13 protein-coding genes are annotated in these 20725 nt (G+C 43.5%); 7 read left to right on the top strand and 6 right to left on the bottom strand.

From position 1 onward, the window contains the following. Positions 1 to 51 precede the first annotated feature (51 nt). On the top strand, positions 52 to 2877 hold the full coding sequence (locus L5L98_RS09680; protein WP_263140344.1) for a S9 family peptidase: 2826 nt from the start codon (positions 52 to 54) through the stop codon (positions 2875 to 2877). A gap of 99 nt (positions 2878 to 2976) precedes the next feature. Here L5L98_RS09680 and L5L98_RS09675 read toward each other — a convergent pair whose 3' ends face one another. The 5 genes from L5L98_RS09675 to L5L98_RS09655 all read right to left on the bottom strand — a co-directional run bounded on the left by L5L98_RS09675 (position 2977) and on the right by L5L98_RS09655 (position 9620). Beyond that, on the bottom strand, positions 2977 to 3399 hold the full coding sequence (locus L5L98_RS09675; RefSeq protein ID WP_028760680.1) for a DUF3192 domain-containing protein: 423 nt from the start codon (positions 3397 to 3399) through the stop codon (positions 2977 to 2979). Between the two features lie 110 nt (positions 3400 to 3509). Further along, complete coding sequence (gene xni / locus L5L98_RS09670) at positions 3510 to 4316, bottom strand: flap endonuclease Xni (RefSeq protein ID WP_263140341.1); 807 nt, start codon at positions 4314 to 4316, stop codon at positions 3510 to 3512. A 21-nt stretch (positions 4317 to 4337) separates the two neighbouring features. Then, positions 4338 to 5693 (bottom strand): nucleotide 5'-monophosphate nucleosidase PpnN, encoded by a 1356-nt coding sequence (gene ppnN / locus L5L98_RS09665; protein WP_028760679.1) that lies wholly within the window; start codon positions 5691 to 5693, stop codon positions 4338 to 4340. Between the two features lie 56 nt (positions 5694 to 5749). Next, positions 5750 to 7306 (bottom strand): GGDEF domain-containing protein, encoded by a 1557-nt coding sequence (locus L5L98_RS09660; RefSeq protein WP_105249767.1) that lies wholly within the window; start codon positions 7304 to 7306, stop codon positions 5750 to 5752. Between the two features lie 151 nt (positions 7307 to 7457). Next, the gene (locus L5L98_RS09655; protein ID WP_263140338.1) at positions 7458 to 9620 is read right to left on the bottom strand and encodes a tetratricopeptide repeat protein; all 2163 of its coding nucleotides are present in this window, start codon (positions 9618 to 9620) and stop codon (positions 7458 to 7460) included. Between the two features lie 134 nt (positions 9621 to 9754). Between L5L98_RS09655 and L5L98_RS09650 the strand changes: the two genes are divergently transcribed. Next, positions 9755 to 11566 carry a M61 family metallopeptidase gene (locus L5L98_RS09650; protein ID WP_263140336.1) on the top strand — a complete coding sequence of 604 codons (1812 nt, stop codon included), beginning with the start codon at positions 9755 to 9757 and terminating at the stop codon, positions 11564 to 11566. A gap of 171 nt (positions 11567 to 11737) precedes the next feature. Here L5L98_RS09650 and rdgC read toward each other — a convergent pair whose 3' ends face one another. Beyond that, positions 11738 to 12652, bottom strand: coding sequence for a recombination-associated protein RdgC (rdgC, locus tag L5L98_RS09645; RefSeq protein ID WP_113941038.1), 915 nt, complete (start codon positions 12650 to 12652; stop codon positions 11738 to 11740). Between the two features lie 291 nt (positions 12653 to 12943). Here rdgC and L5L98_RS09640 point away from each other — a divergent pair, with 291 nt between their 5' ends. The 5 genes from L5L98_RS09640 (at position 12944) to L5L98_RS09620 (ending at position 19834) form a co-directional block, all read left to right on the top strand. Continuing rightward, complete coding sequence (locus L5L98_RS09640) at positions 12944 to 13912, top strand: porin (protein ID WP_168823290.1); 969 nt, start codon at positions 12944 to 12946, stop codon at positions 13910 to 13912. A gap of 186 nt (positions 13913 to 14098) precedes the next feature. Further along, the gene (gene phoB / locus L5L98_RS09635) at positions 14099 to 14788 is read left to right on the top strand and encodes a phosphate regulon transcriptional regulator PhoB (protein WP_006085167.1); all 690 of its coding nucleotides are present in this window, start codon (positions 14099 to 14101) and stop codon (positions 14786 to 14788) included. 80 nt (positions 14789 to 14868) lie between these two features. Next, a complete protein-coding gene (gene phoR, locus L5L98_RS09630) occupies positions 14869 to 16167 on the top strand; it encodes a phosphate regulon sensor histidine kinase PhoR (RefSeq protein WP_105249762.1) in 1299 nt (432 codons plus the stop codon). A 228-nt stretch (positions 16168 to 16395) separates the two neighbouring features. Next, the gene (locus L5L98_RS09625) at positions 16396 to 17367 is read left to right on the top strand and encodes a PstS family phosphate ABC transporter substrate-binding protein (RefSeq protein WP_131522972.1); all 972 of its coding nucleotides are present in this window, start codon (positions 16396 to 16398) and stop codon (positions 17365 to 17367) included. Positions 17368 to 17980: 613 nt separating this feature from the next. Beyond that, entirely contained in the window at positions 17981 to 19834 is a 1854-nt protein-coding gene (locus L5L98_RS09620) for a M1 family metallopeptidase (protein WP_263140332.1), read from the top strand. Positions 19835 to 20725: the final 891 nt, after the last annotated feature.

Below are 20725 nucleotides of genomic sequence, written 5' to 3'. Positions count from 1 at the left end.
ATGGTTAAAAAAGTCTACTTTAGTCTAACAAATATATAAAAGAGGAAGACATTGAAGTTAATCCCTATCACATCTCTGGTTTTGTTATCCCTTGGAATATTGCCAGCAGTGCAGGCTGAAACCAGCACTAAACCGCTCACCCTAACAGACATTATGCATTTTGAATCCCTTGAAAAGCCGGTTATCTCAGATAAGGGGCAAGTCATCGCGGTCGAGTCTGCGCCCGATCGCGGGGATAGTCACGTCATTGTGAAAAATGTCCTGTCGCAGCAAAGCTATCAAATCGCGGGGGGGTCAGATCCCTTGGTGAACCACGATGGTCGTTATGTAGCTGTGGTGGTTAAACCGAGTTTGCTCACGCGTGATGCCAAGGCGAAGAAAAAACTCAAATCCGACATGGTGTTGCTCGATACTCAAACTGGCACGCAAACTCGCTTCGAGCGTGTGAAGGAATTTGTGTTCAGTGATGACGGTAAGCATCTGGCGATTTGGTTTGAGGCTGATGAAGAGTCCAAAAAAGATGCTGAGCCTAAAACTACCGAAAAACTCGCTGAAGCAGGCACACAAAGCCCTGCGAATATTGATAAGCCAAAGGTCGATAAGTTTGACCAAGGTCGACGTTTTACGTTGCTCAGTTTAGAAGACCAAACAAAGCGAATTGATGTCGAGCAGGTTACTGGCTATGTTTTTGATAAGGCAAGCCGTAGACTCGCGCTGGCAGTGAACGATATCACCAATAAGCAACATCAATTGCAGTTAGTCGATTTAAACACTCACAAAAAAACCGTTGCCTTTGATTCGCCTAGCCAACAGATTGGTGCGTTAGCGCTGGCTAAAAATGGTCGTTGGCTTGCATTTACGCAGGGCAAAGACAGTGAGTTACCTTATGGCCGCAGCTATCAGTTATCGCTGGTCGATTTGCAGTCGGGCAAAATCAGTAAAATCCCTGAGTCACCCGAGTGGAAACTTAATCGCTACACAAGTTTAAGCTTCTCATTGGACAGCGAAAGGTTGTTCTTTGGCCGTGTACCAGAGGTGAGTCAGCAGCTCAGTTTGCAGAAGATCACCGAAGAAAAAGACCTGTTCGATACAAATATTGTCACCGGACAGCGTGGGCTTAAGGTGTGGCATGGGGATGATCCTCGTATTAAGCCTAATGAAATCAAGCAATATGAGAATGAGCAAAAACGCACTTACCTTGCGGTATTGCATTTAGGCTCAAATAACGTGGTGCAGCTTGGCGATAAAACTGTTCCAGATGTGACGATTTCACAACATAAACGTTTTATGTTGGCCAGTTCAGATTTGCCCTATCGCAAGATGGCAACTTGGGCAGGGTTCTACCAAGATTATTATCTGGTCGATATTAATACTGGCAGTAAAGTGCCATTTTTGACACAACAGCCGAGTGATGCCGAGCCTACGCTGTCGGGAAATGGCAAGTATGTGGCTTATTATCAGCAAGGTAATGTGTATCTTTATGATATTGCACAGGACCGTCGCACTAATCTCACAAAATCCCTAAAGGTCAGTTTTGCCGATGAAGACCACGATTATCCATCCAGTGCTCCAGGATATGGTTTTGGTCCTTGGCTTAAAAATGATGCGGGTTTCTTGGTTTACGACAAATACGATGTTTGGCAGTTTAATACCGAATCTAAGGCGGGTTTTGCCTTAACCGCAGGTAAAGGGCGTACCCAGAAAATTCAATATCGCCTTGAGGGCTTAGTCGATAATCCCGATGAGCCGGCAGAGCTTGCCTATAACGCCACTGTGTTACTCCACGGTTATAGTGATAAAACCAAGGCCGATGGTTTTTATCAAGCCACCTTGGGCGAAGCAGGCGTGAAGACGTTGATGCAAGGTGAGTATAAGCTGACAGTATTGGGACGCAGTAAAGACGGCGATACTATCGTGTTTTCTAAGGAACGTTTTGACTTATTCCCTGACTTGTATACGGCTAACTATAGCGCACCGCAAAATGCAGTTAAGCAAACCGATTTAGATAAGCAGCGTCAAGCCTTTAACTGGAGCCAATCCGAGTTAGTTCACTGGACAAATGGCGATGGTAAACCGTTAGATGGCGTGCTGATCAAGCCGACGAATTATCAAGCGGGTAAGCGCTATCCTGTACTGGTTTATTACTATCGCTTTATGACGGATAGACTGCACGCCTTCCCGCAGATGAACATTAACCACAGACCTAACTTTGCTTGGTACATCAATAATGGCTATGCGGTGTTTCTACCGGACATTCGCTTTGAAATCGGTTACCCAGGGGCGAGCTCAGTACAAGCGCTCACGTCTGGCGTGCAAAAGCTGATTGAGATAGGAATTGCTGATCCCGATGCTATTGGTTTGCAAGGTCATTCTTGGAGTGGCTATCAAACGGCGTTTGCCATTACTCAAACTCAGATGTTTAAGGCAGCGGTTGCAGGTGCTCCAGTATCGAATATGACCAGTGCCTATAGCGGTATTCGCCACGGCACGGGCATTGCGCGTCAGTTCCAATATGAAACCGGACAGAGTCGTATTGGCGCAAGTTTGTTTGCCGCGCCGCAAAAGTATATTGAAAACTCGCCAGTATTTTATGCTGACCGTATTCAAACGCCTTTGATGATCATGTTTGGTGATAAGGACGATGCAGTGCCTTGGGAACAAGGTGTTGAAATGTACTTAGCCATGCGCCGTGCGGGTAAAGAGGTGGTGTTCTTGCAATACGAGGATGAGCCGCATCACTTGAAAAAGTACCCGAACAAGCTCGATTACAGCATTCGCATGATGCAATATTTCGACCATTATCTGAAGGGGAAACCCGCGCCAGAATGGCTCAGCAAAGGTGAAGCCTATGTCGAGTATAAGGCCGATGATGAATAGGCAATTGGCTTAGTTGTTTTACAACTGAGTCAATTCGTTGATTATAAAAGTAAAAACACCACCGATTCGGTGGCGTTTTTATTTAACTGTCAGTCGTATTTATTTACTGGTTAATGTCTCTTGGGCAGAGCTGAGGGCTGTGTCAGTATCTGCATCGAGATATTGCTTATAGGTATCTTGGCCCCAAGCAATCAATTGATCATTTTCAAAAATAAGTGGGGTACATTCCTCTTTCGTGGTTACACCGTCTGATTTTTCATGGTGAGTGCGATAAAAGAGCACCTGTAGCTTGGTTTCTTTTACGGCTTTGGCCTCTGAAAAGTCAGCTTTACCTAGTAACTGTTTTACTGAAACGATATTTTGCCCTAGCGCTAACTCGTTCATTTTTTGGCTGTTATAGGATTGTCTGTCCTCCCAACTCATGTCATCTGGCGTAGGTTCATAAACGAGTACCACCACAGCGACAAAGGCGACGTAGGCGGCGAAAATGCTACCGATGATTACCGAAACTTTTGATTTCATTTACAGTTATTCCTTTACCTCATTAAATGAGTCACGTTATTACGTCCATAAAATACGCTTTTGTTGTTCTAAGGTAAATGCGTTAATTGCAACTTTATATTAACAGATGTTTAGGCAGGATTGATTGGGTTTTCAGGCAGGCAGTTATTATCAGGCAAGGAGTTCATCACGCGAAAATTTTTTAAATTAATATTGAGTGGTAGGTCTGTTTGTAACTGCGCGAGCTTATAGCTGAGTCTTGCCATCTCCTTACCTTCGGCAAGTTTTTTGGCTTGTTTAGCGCCTAAGTTAGATAGCGATGAAAACAAGGTTGGTAAGCTTCTAAAGGTTTTCAATAATTCGGCAGCCGACTTAGGGCCTATGCCCGCAATACCAGGAATTTTATTACCGCTATCGCCAGCTAATGCCATCAAGTCGAGAAATTGGCTGCGTTCGACACCGAGTTTTTGTTCCAATGCAGCGATATCTAAGTACTGCTGATTAAAGTGATCCCACTGGCTGATTTGGCGATGATTGAGCTGACTAAAACCTTTATCGGTGGACACAATTATGGCTTCACCCTGCGCTTTGGCGGTTTTTATCGCTAGAGTGGCAATCACATCATCGGCTTCAGCCGCCGCATAAATGGAGCCAATGTTCATCATGGTTAAGTGATCTTGCAGCGCAGCAAGGCCTTTTGCCAGCGGCTCTGGCATAGGTTTACGGCCTTTTTTGTAATCGGGGTAAAGCTGTTTACGCCATGAGATTTCATCACCGTCCCACACGATAGCCACATGGGTAGGGCGATGCACCCGCAGCAGTTTAGTACACGCCAAACTGACGCGCTCTGTGAGGCTTTGCATATCGGATTCATCGGGGATCGCCGCATAGATGCGGCGAACCAAGTTGAGACCATCTATGATTAAAAACTTGTTCATGGGGTGTTGTTGCTTCGCTCTCTATTTCACTATTTGATAGCAAGGAATATAGGCGCTTCCTGGAAGCTTCATTCTTTGTTGTTGTACAAATGCACTCAAGAGTTTATCCATCATATCCATGAGCTTGGGATCGCCTTTTAATTGGAAGGGTCCATCACGCTCTATGTGCTTGATTGTTTCCGACTTGACGTTACCCGCCACTATACCCGAAAACGCTTTACGCAGGTTGGCGGCTAATTCGGCTTTGTTGGTTTGGAAGTGTAGATCTAAGTTTGCCATCACTTCGTGGCTTGGGATAAAAGGTAACTGAAACTCAGACTCTATCTTCAGTGCCCACTGATATTGGTAAGCATCACCTGTTGAGCGGCGATAGGCTTTTACTTGCTCCATTCCTTGCTTCATGATGCGTGCCACTTCAGTGGGATTATCTATGATAATTTGGTACTTTTTCTGAGCTTCTGGTCCTAAGGTTGAGGCAATAAACTCATCAATCTTAATGAAGTAATCTGCGCTCTCCGTTGGGCCTGTGAGTATCAGCGGGAAAGGCGTTTGTTGGTTTTCTTCGTTAAGTAAAATACCCAATATATAGAGCAATTCTTCAGCTGTGCCAGCACCGCCAGGGAAGATAATAATACCATGGCCTAAGCGCACGAAAGCTTCGAGGCGCTTTTCAATATCGGGTAAGATCACCAGTTCATTGACAATTTGATTCGGTGGCTCGGCGGCAATAATACTTGGTTCAGTTAAACCAATATATCGTGCATTTTTAATCCGTTGTTTGGCATGACCTATCGCCGCACCTTTCATCGGACCTTCCATCGCGCCAGGACCACAGCCAGTGCAAATATCTAATTCTCTCAGGCCAAGTTGATAACCTACCTCACGTGTGTACTGGTATTCGATGGCATTAATACTGTGTCCGCCCCAACAGACGACCACATTAGGGTCTTTCATCGGTGCTATCGCCCTCGCATTACGCAGAATATCAAACACCACATTGGTGATATGGTGGGCATTGGTCAGATTAATGTGTTTTAGTGAGTCATATCTATCACTGATATAAAGGATATCGCGTAAGACAGAGAACAGATGTTCCTGAATTCCCGTGATAATTTGACCATCGACAAAGGCTTGTTCGGGGGGATTGATCAGTTCTAATTTTACACCGCGCTCCCGTTGTAGAACGTTGATGTCGAAATCATGGTATTGCTCGAATAGGGCTTTAGAGTTGTCGGTTTTTAAACCCGCGGCAAGCACTGCTAAGGAGCAGTTGCGGTACAGTTGGTATAGGGCACTTTTGGCACTATTTTTGAGTCGATCAACTTCAAGTTGCGAAAGCTGATCCATGCTGCCTTTTGGGCTGACTTTTACTATCATTTACCACTCCTTCGTCATGACAGGAGTGATTAGAGGAGGCGTATAGTGGGGCTTAATTATACGTCAATCACAACCCTGTCTCTGCTTTCGTGTTTCGCTTTGTAGAGTGCTGCATCGGCGCGTTCAAAGGTCTCATGTATGAGTTCACTTCCCATAACTTGCGCAGCCCCTATAGATACTGTAACTGTAATTCTCTGATTTTTAAATTTAAATGGAATATTTTTTACTTTCTCGCGCACTCTGTTTAAAAGTTGAGCGATATCAGCAGGTGCCACATCAGGTAATAGCAGTACAAATTCTTCACCACCATAGCGGGCTACAAATTCTGTATCTCGCAGTGAGTTTTTCAATGCCATTGCTATAACTTGCAAGGTTTTATCACCTGTACTGTGGCCAAAACTGTCGTTGATGGTTTTGAAGTGATCGATATCGGCAACGGCAACCCACAGCGGGGACTTATGCCGTTGATAGTTACGGTATTCTAGCTCCATGCGCTCTTCTAATGCAGCACGGTTAGGCAATTGAGTTAAGCTGTCGAGTAAGTTGAGTTTTTGTTGTTCAAACAAACGCTCTTTGTAGGTGTTAGCCTCACTACTTAACTCATTAAGCTCTTTGCGCATTGTCTCCATCGACTTGCGCAGCAGAGCTTGCTCTCTTTGCTCTAGGGCTTCTTTACGGGCTAATGCCGAGCGGATAGAGTTAAGTTGCTCTGTTAGTTGAGCTTTAAGGTCAACGACGTCTTCCACATCGATAATGATTTCACCTGCATTATCGACGCGGGTGTTAATCTCACGATTCAGCTGGGTTTTTAATTGGAAGCTACGTTGATTGTGATTGTAAGACTCGCTCACCACCTCACGTACCGCGGCTAAGGCATCATTGAGTGCAAACAAAAACTCTTGGGATGCCGATTTCTCGCGGGCGATGTTATCAAGCAATAACGCTAAAATGGTTTGGTAGGCTTCGAGCAAGCTATCAACTTCAATCTCAGAAGAGAGTACTTCTTTGATCACTAATACTTGGTCACGTTGATCTTTACGGAACTCGATTTCCGAAATCATCTGCGCCAGCTCATGGGCTAGTTGCCTGTGTTTTGGTAAGACATCAAGTTTTTCAGATTCACTAAATTGTAGCTGTAATATGGTTTCGTAGAAGCCAATGATTTGCTTAACTTTAGGTATATATTCCCACACGGTATGAAAAGGTTTAGCCAGATCTTGCTTGAAGTAATTGACTTCTTTTTTGAGTTTTTCAGGTGCTGAGTTCACGCGTTGGATCTGACGGATCACCTGTGACAAACCCGTACGACTCTCTTCGAGTTGTACCATCACATGGTGATATTGGCCTTTTAGCAGGCGCTCGACATCAACTAATTCTGGCAATGCCTCATCGACTCGCTCAAACGTATTTAAGTTATGGCGAAGTTTGGCGAGTTTATTATCCAGCTCAAGATTTTGCCCTTTACAGGCGAGGCTTAAGTGACCAATAAATTGGAGTAATGTCTGTAACTTTGCATTTCTATCTTCATTAACTTCATCAAGGGCAAGTTTGGCCGAATGGAGTTTCTGTTGCAGCAAGGCAAGTTGTGAAACTGTAGCGCTTGAATCCTTCATCCTGAGTATTGTCCTAACTCTGCAAGGCTAAAAAACATGACAATCCTATGTCCAGATTAGCTGTTAACTCATATGATACTAATGTTATAACACTGGGCGTAGAGTGCAAATGCGATTTACCAGTGACTCTGTGATTAATTACCGATATTGATCAAATATTTTCCAGTAATTGCCTATCTTGGTTATTTTCCCAGCAAGGCCAGCGAATATCCTCTTTATTGCCGTTGGTCTCTAATCTGATTAATCCACGCTCAATGCCTTTTTCAAGGTGCAAAAATAACGGGTTTGCAAATAAGCTCAAAGGAACAAAGTCGAGGGCTCTGAGAGCGACATAATAGTCGTTATTACCACCTAAACTACGGGCACAGGCAAGCGCCATCTGCACTGTTTCAAATTTTAATTTTGCGGCCATTTTAATTTCTGATTTCGCTAAAAGTGGCAAATGCGCAAAGCCAAGACGGAAATGATGTGTGATTTGCTGTTGATCGAGTTTCAGGCGTACTTGGCTGAGTATTTGTGTCGGCTCAATAGGTTGCGTGAACCGAACCGCAAATACCCCTTGGCGTACCACATAAACAGATGCCGTGAGTGCATCCGTTAGATGATTGGCAATTTGCGCTGTTACTGCATCACTAAAATATTGGCCATAGTCCAGATCCGCCGTAAGTTGGGTGGGGAAGGCGATAATCGCGAGTGCCGTTGTGGATTCCTGACTTTGATTATGGCTTAAGTGCGCTAATAATGCTGCATACCCTAAATTGTGAGTGAAGGGTTCCTGTAGCGTTAATTGAGTTAATGCCGCGTTTTTAGCTGTTATTTTGCGGCGATTTTGTAGCATGAAAATAATCACGAGCAGCAAGAATCCGGCAATAAGGCTACAAATGAGCAGTAGCGTGTGAGTGTTGTTGCTTTCTTTCACTGTCTCAACGAGTTTTCCCTGTAGCATGTTGAGCTCAAGTTTAAGCTGTTGCTCTGCAAGGGCAGAGGCCGACACAGGGGAGTCTTTATCTGTCTCCGCTGGCTTTTTACCTAGCTCAATGATACGGGCTTGGGCATCGATGGTTTTTGATAATTCACCTAATTTTTGCGCCGCCGAGGCGATAAGGGTGAGTGCGGATTTTTGTTCATCGACCAGTTTTAAATCGACCGCGAGTGCTAATGCGATATCGGCATGGGCCATCATCAGCGGCCAATCTTGGTTGGTTTGGGCGATTTCACCAATTAAGAGTTCGTTATAAACTTGATAGTGATGGCTTTGTTTTTCTTTGAATATTTGATTGGCCATCAGTAAATATTTTAGGGCGTTAACATTGTCTTTAATATTTGAGTAGGCTTGTCCTAAATTATGGAAATTAAGCCCCTGTGCGATGTAGTTACCGCGTTTTGCATCTAATTGCTGGGCATTTAGGTAGTAATCAATCGCTTTATGCCAATCCCCTTGTTCGCCATAGACCATAGCGATCACTGTCATACAACTTGAAAGATAAGTGTCATTGCCCATTTTTTTAAATCCAGCCGCGGCTTCATGAGCGTTTTTAAGCGCTTCATCCCACTGCTTTAAGTCACGGTATACCTTAGAAAGTTGCAATTGCAGATTGGTTTTCATTGAAGGGTAATTAGAACGATTGGAGATCCGAATCGCTTCACTATAATGCTGTAGTGATTTTGTAAGCTGCTGATTAAAATTGTAATAAAAGCCAAGCCTCGCTTCAGCCGCCGCGATTAAGTAATCGTTTCTGAGTTTATAGGCAATGTCGCGGTATGTGTGGAAGTGCATCAGTGCAGGCACTTCTTGGCGGATCAATAAATGTAAGCCACCTAGATGTTCATGAATATTGTGTTTAAGAATCAATGCTTCGATGTCATAGCTGTCGTTGATGCGGGTGAGCGCTTCGTTATAAAGACCAATCGCTTCTTGATATTTCTGTTCCGTACGGCCAAGGTAACGGCCATTTAACATGGCGACCATGGCAAGTTCATAGGGCGATTGCGCCGCAGTCGATAGGAGTTCAATCAAGCTTTTTGCGTTTTGAAAATCGACCTTGGTTTTAACGTTTGGCTCCATATTGAGGCGGGCCAGTAAATACAAAATCTGTTCAAATTCGAGTGGATTGTAGCCTTGCTCTTGGGCTGCGCGCTCAAATTGGTCACGGTTTTGAAATGCGAGGGGAAAGGAAATCGTTTTGTTGAGCGCATCATACATTTGCTGCGGTGATTCTCTTAACTCAACCTCATCCGCTTCGAGATCTCGGCTTTGGACTGTAAAAGGCAGTGACAGCAACAGAGTAAATAAAATAACCGTGAGTTTTTGCATTTGAACTGTGATTCCTCATTCCTTTAGTCAAGGAACTTATTTTGTTAGCTTTTGTTAGCGCCTAATGAGGATGCTACATCGACTTGTTATACTTGGAAAAATCATAAGAAGCATAATAACAGAAGGAAGCAAGAGTGAAACCCAACAGACTATCAATCTTGATATTGAGCGCATTATTTTCGGGTCAAGTATTGGCCGATGTGAAATACCAAATCGACCTTATTAAACCCGAACACCATATTGCCCAAGTGAGTGTCACTTTTCCTGAAGTGAAGACGAACGATTTTACGGTGAATCTCCCTGTGTGGCGGACGGGCAAATATCAAGTATTGCCTTTGGCCGATGGTGTGCGCTTATTTAATGCTAAAGATAGTCAAGGTCATGAACTGCAATGGAAACGCACCGCGAGCGGTGAATGGCAAGTGGCGCTCACGCAGCCAACCCGTGTTACCGTCAGTTATCAATTGTATGCTAATGAATTAGGCCAAAGGGTGCGCCATATTGACGCGAGCCATGCCTATTTAGATGCTAGCGGTGTGTTCATGTACAGTCCGCAATTTCGCTCTGAACCAATATCCGTAGAATTAAAAGTGCCTAAAAATTGGCAAAGTTACTCTGGGATGTCATCGGGTAAGGCCGCTCATTCCTTTATTGCCCCTAATTATGATGTGTTGATCGACTCTCCGATTGAAACTGGTGTGAGTACTCATAAACAATTTAGTGCTAATGGCAAAAACTATGAATTAGTGTTCTGGGGGGAAGGTAATTATGACACGGATAAAATAGTAAAAGATCTTAAAGCCTTAAGCGGTCAAGCTAAGGTGATTTGGGATGATTATCCTTTTGATCGTTACGTGTATATGGTGCATGCAACGAGTGGTGCCAGTGGCGCGACAGAACATTTAAACTCTACTGTCATTCAGCTGCCGCGCTTTAGTTTCCGTGAACGCAAGGACTACCTGCGCTTTATTAGCACGGCATCCCATGAGTTTATCCATACCTGGAACGTGAAGGCTTATCGCCCCGAGGGATTAGTTCCCTACGATTATCAACATGAAAACATGACGGAATTACTGTGGATGGCTGAAGGTTCTACCAGTTATTTTCAAGATCAGTTGCTGTTGCGGGCTGGAGTGATAACAGTTAAAGAGTTCCTCGAAGATTTAGCCAAGCGCGTCGAGAAAAACCAACTCAATCCGGGTCGTGAAACTCAATCTGTGGCAGAGGCGAGTGCAGGGGAGTGGAGCAGTATCGGTGGCGATTATGCCATTAACCACAGTGTAAATATTTACTCAGAGGGCTACTTAACCTCTTTAGCCTTAGATTTTTCATTGCTGCAAGACTCCGAGCTTAAGTATTCATATCGCGATGTGCACCGTCGTTTATATCAAGATCATCGCGCACCAAAAGGCTATGGTGTTAGTGATGTTCAGTACATTCTTAAAGACTTATCCGGCAAAGATTATGCGTCTTGGTGGCAAGCCAATGTGAATAGTCCCATGAGTTTAGATTTCCCAGAATTATTATCACAGGCAGGGTTAAATCTGTCCTATGGTAAAGATTCAAAAGCTGAGGCATTTGCGGGAATGACCTTGAGCAGTACCCATGGCTCTTTAGTGTTAGACCAAGTGTTGCGTAATGGTCCTGCTTGGCAAGCGGGCATAGTTGCGGGGGATGAAGTATTAGCGATTAATGGTCTCAAGGTGACTGCTGCGGGTTTCTATAAGCGCATCAAAGACTTTAAGGTTGGCGATAGTGTAGAGGTGATATTATTTAGCAACGATAAAATCAAGCAAGTACAGCTCATCCTTGGCGAGCAGCAAAGCGGTAAGCTAGTGCTCAAGGGGGATGCAAAAGCGACTAAACAGCAAAAAGCTTTCTTCAAGACTTGGTTAGGCATTGATTGGCCGTTTGACAATAAAGGCGAGTTAGCAACTAAAGCTTAATGTGGTTAGGGCTTCATCTTTAGCATCTAAATGCCTTTGTCTTAAAACCACCTTAAGTAAAATCATCATAAAAAAGGCGCAACCATTATTTTGATGGGGGCGCCTTTTCTTATCTTGTACGGCTCAGTCTAACAAGCGAGTTGCAGATCTCGTCTGCTTAACGAGTTTTGCTTAAACTTGTGCGTCTTCGAGTCCACCAAGGGCGGCCACGAGTGCATGCATCAAGGCGACTAACTCGCTGCCCATTAGGGCAAAGTCTGCATCTAAACGAGCCATAGGATCGTCAGTGCCGACTTCATCGTTCCCAGCTCTAAATTCTTCAGAGAATTTAAGGCGCTTCACGCTAGCATCTGATTGCAATAATAGTGCAATCGATTGGCCGAAATGCAGCGCTAACTTGTGTACTTGCTTACCTGTAGCTAAGTGAGCTAACACTTCGTCTTCTTTCAAATCCTGCTGCTTAAAGCGCACAATTCCGCCTTCATCAGCTTCAGATTTTAGCTCGGCTTCGTCTTGCATTTCAAAGGGTAATGGTGCGCTGCCAAGTTTTAACCATTCAGTTAAATTGGATTCGACTGGCGCTTTAAAGCTCAGTGGGATCACAGGTAAACTGCCGAGAGCTTTACGTAATAACGCTAATAATTCTTCGGCCTTAGTGGCACTTGAACTATCAACGAGGATCATTTCTAGCTCAGGCAAAATCAAGGCGTGGGTTTGGCTTCGACGCGAAAAAGCGCGTGGCAGTAGGCTAGTGATGATTTCATCTTTTAGCGCATCTTTTTCTTTTTTCGCCAGTTTACGATTTTCTTCATCTTCAATGAGAGCCACTTTTTCTTCTAAGGCTTCTTTGATGACTTGGCCTGGCAGAATTTTCTCTTCTTTAGTCACGCAGATCAGATGACGATTGTCAGCGCTATGGACCAAAGAACTGCCTTTTTTGCCTAACGCATTTGAGAAACCAAATTTACTGACATCTTGGCTTGAGCAGGGGGAGAAAGTGAAATCGGCCAACGCAGTTTCTAGCGCTTCGGTTTCGACGGCAAAAGGTTTATTGAAACGATAAAGAGTAAGATTTTTAAACCACATAAGAGGCGCCCATTGAAAATTAAAGTGGCAGTTTACGGCATAGTTTGGGCGGGGTAAACCTGTGTTCAATAGCTGATTTTTAACGGAGGATCAGAATTCATTAAACTGTAACATAATAATTAGCTTAGCTGCAGCCCGCATTTTTACTGGGTTTTATGCCTGGCTTCGCGTCAGCTTTTTTGCACGCCAACGTTAATGGTCACAATTGAAATAAAATTGAAACACATTCATTGCAAACTTTCGGTCGTTCCAAACCAATAACCAAGACGAACATAACGTCGAAAGGATTAAATGATGAACGTTTTTTGTAAAACTCTACTTGCTTCTGCGCTAGCTTCTGCAACTCTGGCTTCAGCTAATGCCGCTGAGCCACTGACTGTTTATGGTAAGTTGAATGTCACTGCTCAATCAAATGATGAGAAAGGTGATGCTACAACAACTATTCAAAGTAATGCTTCTCGTTTTGGTGTGAAGGGTGATTTTGCGCTGTCTAGCTCGCTGGAAGCTTTCTACACAGTGGAATATCAAGTTGATACAGGTGCAGCATCAAGCGATAACTTTACTGCACGTAACCAATTTGTTGGTTTGAAAGGCGCATTTGGTTCGTTCTCTGTGGGTCGTAATGATACCTTGTTGAAAATTTCTCAAGGTGATGTTGATCAGTTTAACGACCTTTCAGGTGACTTAGGTAAGCTGTTCAAGGGTGAAGTTCGCGCTGCTCAAACGGCGACTTACCTTACGCCTTCCTTTGGTGATTTTGTATTTGGTGTTACCTATGTTGCCGAAGGAAATGATGTAAAAGGTCAATTTGCTCAAGATGGTTTTAGCTTAGCGGCCATGTATGGTGATGCGAAACTGAAGAAAACACCCGTTTATGCATCTCTTGCCTATGACTCAGATGTGTCTGGATATGAGATTGTTCGTGCCAGCTTACAAGCTAAGTTAGCCGGTATTAAACTGGGTGGTATGTACCAGCAACAAGAGCAAACCTATAAATTTGATTCTGCAACGTCGATGCCAGTTGAAGTCACTGCAGAAAGTGCTAACGGCTATCTATTAAGCGCTGCCTATGATATCGATGCTGTTACTTTAAAAGCTCAGTTCCAAGATATGGAAGAACTTGGTGATTCATGGTCGGTAGGTGCAGACTACAGCTTAGGTAAGCCAACTAAACTATTCGCTTTCTACACGAACCGTTCGTTAGAAGCGTCTACAGATGATGACAAATACATTGGTGTTGGCTTAGAACACAAATTCTAAATCCAGCATTAAAACTCAATTAAGGAGGCATATAGCCTCCTTTTTTATTGCTATAAACAAACAGTTATATAAACTTATTATGACAAATATTACTACTATATGGCTCAAGCGGCGTGCTTATTCATAAATCTGTAATAAAAATGACTAATAATAGCCGTGTTGACATTCACTGACAGAAAATCACTTATGACTGCAAGGATATTGATAGTAGAAGACGAGTTGGCCATCCGCGAGATGCTGACTTTTGTAATGGAACAGCATGGGTTTACCACCTCTGCGGCGGAAGATTTTGATTCGGCCATTGCGCTGCTAAAGGAGCCTTACCCCGATCTGATTTTATTGGATTGGATGTTTCCTGGCGGAAGTGGTATTCAATTGGCTAAACGCTTAAAGCAAGATGAGTTTACGCGCCAAATTCCGATCATTATGTTAACCGCCCGCGGTGAAGAGGAAGATAAAGTCAAAGGCCTCGAAGTTGGCGCCGATGATTACATCACTAAACCTTTTTCCCCTAAAGAGCTGGTCGCACGTATTAAAGCCGTATTGCGTCGTAGTGCACCGACTCGTTTAGAAGAAACCATTGATGTACAGGGCTTAATGCTCGATCCTGTGAGTCACAGGGTGAGTGTGGGTGAAACTGTATTAGATATGGGCCCAACCGAATTTCGTTTATTACACTTTTTCATGACCCATCCTGAGCGTGTTTACAGCCGTGAACAGCTGCTCGATAATGTGTGGGGCACCAATGTGTATGTTGAAGACAGAACCGTTGACGTGCATATCAGACGCCTTCGTAAAGCCGTTGAAGAGTCTGGTCATGATCGCTTGATCCAAACGGTTCGTGGCGCTGGTTATCGTTTCTCTACACGCATTTAGTGCTGAATAACTGTTAGGCACAAGTTAGCTTTTACGCTATCTTGTGCTCCTCTTATTTAGCCTGATGTTTGGGTTTATTTATGTCTGACTCTTATTCAGGGTATCGGTTGTTTACGCGCTTAGGTTTATATCTACTGCTTTGCGCGCTAATAGGTTTATTGGTAGGGAAACTTCTCTGGATACTCTTTATCGGCACGCTAGGGTTAGTTTGCTGGCATTACCGACAATTATCACGGCTTAACTTTTGGTTATGGCGGGATAGGAAACTCACGCCGCCGCAGGGCAGTGGGAGCTGGGAAGGTGTATTTAACGGTATTTATCGCCTTCAAGGGAAGAATCGTCGACGTGTCGGTCAACTGGCCGCACTGCTGGCACGATTTCGTCAAGGTGCTGAGGCGTTACCCGATGCCGCTGTCGTGCTTGATTCAGAGCATAATATTTTATGGTGCAACAAGTTAGCGCAACTCATTCTCGGTTTTGTGTGGCCACAGGATAATGGTCAACGAATCGATAATTTAATCCGTCATCCTGATTTTTCTGCTTACATTAAATCCGCACAATACAAAGAGCCGCTGGAGTTACCTTCGCCGGTATCGGATAGGCGTTTGCTTGAAATCCGTATCATGGCTTACGGTGACAGGCAGTTACTGTTAATTGCGCGGGATATCACTCGTATACGTCAGCTTGAGGGAATGCGAAAAGAGTTTGTCGCCAATGTGTCGCATGAATTAAAAACGCCGCTCACTGTGCTACAGGGTTACCTCGAAATGATGCAAAGCATGGCTGAGCCTGATTCGATGAACGTCAAGCCGTTAGCATTGATGCAGCAGCAGACACGACGAATGCAATCTATGGTCGAACAGCTATTGATGTTATCGCGAATTGAAGATGCGGCGGATATTAACCTCGAAAACACTGTGAATATGACGCAGTTGATGGAGGTGCTCAAGGAGGAAGCTAAGGCGCTGGCACAAGATAAGTATGAATTGAGTTTCTATTGTGAGCCTGGACTTGATTCTCACGGCAATGAATTGCAGCTGAGAAGTGCCTGTTCTAACTTGATTTCTAATGCGATTCGTTACACAGAACCTGGCGGGAAAATTACAGTGCAGTGGTGCAGTGTGGCTACGGGTGCCATCTTTAGCGTAACGGATACGGGTGAAGGTATTGCGGCTCAGCATATTGGTCGATTAACGGAACGCTTTTATCGGGTAGACAGTGCGCGCTCAAGGCAAACCGGTGGTAGTGGTTTAGGTTTAGCGATAGTAAAACATGCGCTTAACCACCATCACAGTAAGCTTAAAATCAGCAGTGAAGTCGGTAAAGGCAGTACTTTTAGCTTTATTATCCCTTTGCATCTTATCGAACGTAAGAAATAGTATGTGTGAGTGAAATATTTACAATAAATAATAAAAACAGGCCATTAGGGCCTGTTTTTATTTCTAGATTTATTGAGTCTTTAATAAATGACAGAAAAAAGCGATAAATAGTGCATTGTCATTTAAGTGTCATATCACGGACATAGAATTGTCATTGTAGCGATTGATACTGGCTGCGTCTGAAGAAACTTAAGTTACAAATTAGTTAGCTTACTACTGGAGCACATAATGAAACTGAAAAAGCTTGTCGGCGCGATTACTCTAACAGCCGCTGGTGTATTCTCTGCCACTGCGATGGCATCGATTGATCCATCTCTGCCTACTTATGAAAAAGCGAGCGGTGTATCTGGCAACTTATCATCTGTAGGGTCAGATACCTTAGCCAACATGATGACACTTTGGGCAGAAGAATTTAAACAAATGTACCCTAACGTCAACATTCAGATCCAAGCGGCGGGTTCTTCTACTGCGCCACCAGCGTTGACTGAAGGCACTTCACAGTTCGGTCCTATGAGCCGTAAGATGAAGCCTAATGAAGTTGAAGCGTTCGAAAAGCATTTTGGTTATAAGCCAACTGCGATTCGTGTAGCTATCGATGCTTTAGCCGTATTCGTACACAAAGATAACCCAATCAAAGGCTTAAACGTTGAGCAAGTTGATGGTATTTTTTCTTCTACTCACAAATGCGGTAGCAGTGACATCCAACGTTGGGGCGATTTAGGCTTAGACGGTAACTGGTCTGCCAAAGACGTTCAACTTTACGGTCGTAACTCAGTATCGGGCACTTACGGTTACTTTAAAGAGCACGCGCTTTGTAAAGGTGACTTTAAAGCTAACGTAAACGAGCAACCTGGTTCAGCTTCTGTTGTGCAATCTGTTTCTCAATCTCTGAATGCGATTGGCTACTCAGGTATCGGTTACAAAACTGCAGGTGTTAAAGCTGTTGCCATCGCTAAGAAAGGTAATGAGTTTATCGAAGCTACAGCTGAAAACGCTGCTAATGGTACTTACCCACTATCACGTTACTTATACGTTTACGTGAACAAGCAACCAAACAAAGACTTAGCACCAATGGAAAAAGAATTCCTGCGTTATGTGTTGTCTAAGCAAGGTCAGCAAGTGGTAGAAAAAGACGGTTATGTACCTGTGCCTAATAGCGTAGTTGCTAAAGATTTAGAGCAAGTAGGTATTCGCTTGTAAGCCAAACGGCTTGTTAATCAAGGACCTCTCAGGAGGTCCTTTTTGTTTTTGTGGTTTTAAATGTGTGATGATGTCGAATTTAGAACAAATTAAAGACATAAAAAAAGCAACCTAAGTAGGTTGCTGTAAATTCCAATTCGGAATCTTGGGACGGTCGCGCTAGAAACCATCTAAAGGAGAATGATGATGAACGAAGAAACTCATTACAAAGATTCGGTTCATAATATCTGACTCAGCATCATCAAATTAGTTCAGGGAAAGTGCGAAATATTTTAAATAATTTTGTATTTTGTTTTTATAAAAAGAGGCTGACTCGATTTTTGCCAAGTTTGCACGTCTCAATTTTAGCTGCTTCTACTGTGACTACCGATAAATCCAGCAAGCTAGAGATAGCTTATTGCAAACTCGGTACCTACACCCAAAGATGAACTGTTACAAAAAACTTGTTCCTAAGGAGCTCTAGAGCTCAGTTACGATTTGCCTCTGAGTAAATTTGCAGTCGATAATACCTCCCAATGATTAGTGATAAGTTATCAAGCCCGTTATCACAGCAAGGTAACTCATAACTCACTATTTAGAACATACCGCTCAAAACTTGAATATCGAGGCGACAGTGTTGCAACCAACTAAGAGTATGTTAGCTGATGTAGCCCCTTGGGATTTAACCCGAGATTACCATTCTTTTGCGAATACCGAACAAGTGCAAGTGACCCATGTCTCTTTGGATGTCATGGTGGATTTTGACGCGCAGCGTCTTTTCGCTAAAGCGACGCTGTCCTTGGATTTTCTTGAGTGTGATGTAACAGAGCTTTGGCTTGATAGTCGAGATCTAACCATACTCGCTGTGACTTGTTTTAATGCTACAGAGGGGGTGAGTGCATTAACAGAAATGGATGAAGAACCGCTCGACTTTGTGCTTAATGAAGCTGACCCCATACTCGGGCAAAAATTGTGTATCACTTTACCTGCATTTCTTTGCAAGCAGGTTTGTATTCACTATCAAACCTCTCCGTCCGCCCAAGGATTACAGTGGCTAGCGCCTGAGCAAACCGCGGGTAAACAGTTACCTTACCTCTTTAGTCAATCGCAACCGATCAATGCCCGTAGTTGGATCCCATTACAAGATACGCCTAAGGCGCGGATAACTTTTGATGCTAAGGTGCAAGTGCCCAAAGGCATGCGCGCCGTTATGAGCGCGATGAATCATCCCGATACGCCACTTAATGGTGTGTTTCACTTTGAGATGGAACAGCCTATTCCGACCCATTTAATGGCCTTGGCTGTGGGTGATATTGCCTTTCAAGCTATAGGTCCAAGATGCGGCGTGTATACCGAGCCGAGCACGTTAGTGGCCGCCGCAAAAGAGTTTGAAGATACTGAACACATGCTCGACGTTGCCGAGTCATTGTTAGGTCCTTACGTATGGGGCCGCTATGACATGATTATCTTGCCGCCGAGTTTCCCATTCGGTGGAATGGAAAATCCGCGTTTAGCCTTTTTAACGCCCACACTCATTGCTGGTGATAAAAGCTTAGTGTCAACCGTTGCCCATGAGTTAGCGCATTCTTGGACGGGCAATTTGGTCAGTAATGCGACTTGGCGTGATCTCTGGTTAAACGAAGGTTTCACGACTTATTTTACTAACCGTATTGTCGAGGCTGTCTACGGCAAAGAACAGGCAGAATTAGAATGGGTAATAGAGTTTGGTCGCTTAAAAGAAGAAATAGCGTCTTTGCCTAAGGATAAGCAAACTTTACCCGCTAATGTGCAGCATGACGATCCTAATCTTGCTTTTAATCGTTTTACTTATGATAAGGCTTCGATGTTTGTCCATGATTTAGAGCGCAGGCTAGGGCGAGTAGAATTTGATAAATTTTTACTCACTTATGTGAATCATTTTGCGTTTAAAGCCATTACCACCGAAGTGTTTGTCGAGTACGCAAAACAAACTTTACTGCAATTACACGCAGATAAAATCACTGAAGCTGAACTATTAACGTGGATTTATGGTGAAGGCTTACCTGAGGGCTATTGCGGACCAACATCCATGAGTTTAGATAAAGTCGATGATGCGCTGGCGTGTTTTTTACAGGGAACAGCAGCGGGCCGATTAAGCGTTAAAGATTGGCGAGTGCACCATTGGCAATATTTTCTGACCCAATTACCTGAAGTCGTTAGTCAAGTTCAATTGATGGATCTGGATGAAACCTTCCAATTAACCCAATCGACTAATGCAGAAATTGCCTGTGATTGGTTTCGAGTCGCGATTCGTAATCATTATGATCCTGTGTTGCCGGCATTAAGTGCCTATTTAGTGCGTATTGGACGCGGTAAATTTGTGCGGCCACTCTATGCTGAGTTACAAATTGCGGGATATCACTCTGAATTAAAAGACATCTATACAAAGGCTCGTGCAGGCTATCATCCTTCGATTCAAGTTCAATTGGACAAATCACTCAGCTTATAGAAATTTAGGTAAAAAAAATGGCAACCTATGGGTTGCCACAAAGAAATCAGTGTGAGATACAAATAGAATTCAATGCGCTAGCGTGTTTTCTATTGTGTCCCAAAAGGGAGATGATGATGATGAACGACCAACCAATTCGACTCAATGCGATAAAACAGAAACTGTGTCATTTGAGGGTATGAAACTGCGACTTCACATATTTCATTCTCAAGGTGCATTTAATCTTATCTGTTAATCCTTACCTATACTCAGAGTCGCCATTTTTAATTAAGTTCACTGATATCAGAAAAAAATCCCAAAAAGTTTAAAAAAGATTTTATGGGACATTTTTCTGGGGAATACTGAGTACTCACACTTAAGTGTTACATTTTTTCTACATTAAAATCATGGGGGATAAAAAATTAAACGCGTGTCAGTTTATTAATCTATAAGCTAGCGTTAGCGCTTGTTGAAATTTGAGTAAAAAAAATGGCAACCTAAGGTTGCCACAAGGAAATCAGTGCGGGATACAAATAGAATTCAGTGCGCTAGCGTGTTTTCTATTGTGTCCCAAAAGGGAGATGATGATGAACGACCAACCAATTCGACTCAATGCGATAAAACAGAAACTGTGTCATTTGAGTGCATGAAACTGCGACTTCACATATTTCATTCTCAAGGTGCATTTAATCTTATCCGTTAATCCTTACCTATACTCAGAGTCGCCATTTTTAATTAAGTTCACCGATATCAGAAAAAAGACAAAAAAAGTTTTTGAGAGATATTGAGTGCCCACACTTAGTTGTTACATTTATCTTACATATAAAATAAAGGGATAAAAAAAGGCAACCTAATGGTTGCCTAATGACCTATTCCTAGGTCAAGGGGACTGCGCTAGAAGCCCCAGGGAGA

Origin of the sequence: Shewanella sp. SM23, assembly GCF_025654295.1 — a bacterium.
Lineage (GTDB): Bacteria > Pseudomonadota > Gammaproteobacteria > Enterobacterales > Shewanellaceae > Shewanella > Shewanella oncorhynchi.
Note: the sequence above shows the minus strand (reverse complement) of the source record. Positions and strands in the feature narration are given on the sequence as shown.

Bases quoted from the DNA above. Each gene is read 5' to 3' on its own strand.
- L5L98_RS09675 (WP_028760680.1), bottom strand. From the start codon at position 3,399: ATGAAATCAAAAGTTTCGGTAATCATCGGTAGCATTTTCGCCGCCTAC.
- xni (WP_263140341.1), bottom strand. From the start codon at position 4,316: ATGAACAAGTTTTTAATCATAGATGGTCTCAACTTGGTTCGCCGCATC.
- ppnN (WP_028760679.1), bottom strand. From the start codon at position 5,693: ATGATAGTAAAAGTCAGCCCAAAAGGCAGCATGGATCAGCTTTCGCAA.
- L5L98_RS09660 (WP_105249767.1), bottom strand. From the start codon at position 7,306: ATGAAGGATTCAAGCGCTACAGTTTCACAACTTGCCTTGCTGCAACAG.
- L5L98_RS09655 (WP_263140338.1), bottom strand. From the start codon at position 9,620: ATGCAAAAACTCACGGTTATTTTATTTACTCTGTTGCTGTCACTGCCT.
- rdgC (WP_113941038.1), bottom strand. From the start codon at position 12,652: ATGTGGTTTAAAAATCTTACTCTTTATCGTTTCAATAAACCTTTTGCC.
- L5L98_RS09640 (WP_168823290.1), top strand. From the start codon at position 12,944: ATGATGAACGTTTTTTGTAAAACTCTACTTGCTTCTGCGCTAGCTTCT.
- phoB (WP_006085167.1), top strand. From the start codon at position 14,099: ATGACTGCAAGGATATTGATAGTAGAAGACGAGTTGGCCATCCGCGAG.
- phoR (WP_105249762.1), top strand. From the start codon at position 14,869: ATGTCTGACTCTTATTCAGGGTATCGGTTGTTTACGCGCTTAGGTTTA.
- L5L98_RS09625 (WP_131522972.1), top strand. From the start codon at position 16,396: ATGAAACTGAAAAAGCTTGTCGGCGCGATTACTCTAACAGCCGCTGGT.